We start from the raw sequence: 1,080 nt of genomic DNA on the forward strand, positions 1-1,080 counted from the left end.
TGCCCATCGCCCGCTTGCGGCCGCCGCGGCGGCGCACGACCAGCTTCTCCTCGCGATAGATGCGGAACAGCCGCTTGTGATTGACCATATGGCCTTCTCGCCGCAGCAGTACGTGCAGGCGCCGATATCCGAAGCGCCGTCGCTCATGAGCAATGGCCTTCAAACATGTTCTCGATCCTGTGGCGCTGCCTGTAGAGGGTAGCATCGTAGCTATGCTGGATGCGATGCTTGGCATGCGGTGGAATGCAGGGCGTGATGCCGCGTTCAACGAGCGCCTGGCGGAAGGCCGCAGAACTGTAGGCTCGATCGGCCAGCATGGCGCTGGCAGCAGGTAAGTCCTCGATCACTGCGGCAGCTGTCTTGTGATCGTTGGTCTGGCCTTCGCTCAAATGGAGCAGCCTTGGGCGTCCCTTGCCGTCGCAGACCACTTGCAGCTTTGTGGTCAGTCCGCCACGGCTGCGTCCGATACATCTGGGTAGAGCCCCTTTTTAAGCAGACTTGCCGCGGTGCGATGGGCTTTGAGATGGGTAGCATCGATCATCAGATTATCCGTTTTGCCGCCCTGTGCTGCGAGTTCGGCGAAAATGCGGTTGAACACGCCAAGTCGGCTCCAGCGAATGAAGCGGTTATAAATGGTCTTGTGCGGACCATAGTCGGCCGGAGCATCGCGCCAGCGAAGGCCATTGCGGATCACGAACAGGATGCCGCTCAACACCCGGCGGTCATCCACTCGTGGAACACCATGCGACAACGGAAAATAGGGCTCGATCGGGCGCATCTGCTCGGGCGTCAACATCAGAAAATCACTCACGGCAGCATCCTCCTGCCACCTTGAATCACCGCTCAGGGCTCAACTCAACAAATTAATGGGTCCTGACCCTAGCTTGCTAGCCAGCTAGTCGAAACTTCAGCTGAGCGAGCCTCAAGTAAGCTGGCCCGCCCATCATGGTATAATACCAACGGCGCTCACGATTGACCGGTGTGTGCCCATTCACGCATGCCGATCGATGTTATGGTTGTCGGCTGGTCGACGAGATTTCGCCATGCCTGACAAGCGGCATCGATGATGGCGTCGTAGGT

Annotated in this window: 2 protein-coding genes and 1 pseudogene; all 3 read right to left on the minus strand. The window is 58.7% G+C overall.

Annotation, left to right across the window (positions count from 1 at the left end):
- Positions 1-163: pseudogene (locus WH91_RS23855) on the minus strand (IS3 family transposase); the annotation flags it as partial.
- Positions 144-428, minus strand: a complete 285-nt coding sequence (locus WH91_RS20865) for a transposase (RefSeq protein ID WP_158409618.1) — start codon at positions 426-428, stop codon at positions 144-146. The gene WH91_RS20865 and the pseudogene WH91_RS23855, both read right to left, overlap by 20 nt.
- Before the next feature lie 14 nt (positions 429-442).
- Entirely contained in the window at positions 443-811 is a 369-nt protein-coding gene (locus tag WH91_RS20870; protein WP_046172942.1) for an IS5 family transposase, read from the minus strand.
- Positions 812-1,080 lie beyond the last annotated feature (269 nt).

The organism is Devosia psychrophila (genome assembly GCF_000971275.1).
Taxonomy (GTDB): Bacteria; Pseudomonadota; Alphaproteobacteria; order Rhizobiales; family Devosiaceae; genus Devosia; species Devosia psychrophila.